This window comes from Halomonas sp. ND22Bw, from assembly GCF_003011945.1.
Taxonomy (GTDB): Bacteria; Pseudomonadota; Gammaproteobacteria; order Pseudomonadales; family Halomonadaceae; genus Halomonas; species Halomonas halophila.
In genome coordinates this window covers 1-232 of the sequence record NZ_PXWD01001870.1, presented here as the reverse complement: position 1 = coordinate 232, position 232 = coordinate 1, and the positions used below count along the sequence as shown (strand labels likewise).

Here is a 232-nt window from a genome sequence, read left to right as displayed (position 1 = left end):
GCTCAGGGCCGACCAGCGACCAAGTGATGAAGGTCGCAATCGAGATCAGCACGACGAGCGGCACGAACCATCCTGAAACCCGATCGGCGACCGCCTGTATCGGGGCGCGGCTTCGCTGCGCTTCCGCGACCATGCGGACGATACGCGCGAGCATCGTGTCCGCACCAACCGCGCGGGCTTCCATCACCAGGCTGCCCGTCCCGTTGACGGTGCCCCCGGTAACGATCGCCTC

The 232-nt window shown here is 66.8% G+C and carries 1 pseudogene; it reads right to left on the bottom strand.

The annotated features are described in order from the left end of the window. Positions 1 to 232: pseudogene (locus CVH10_RS24770) on the bottom strand (haloacid dehalogenase); the annotation flags it as partial.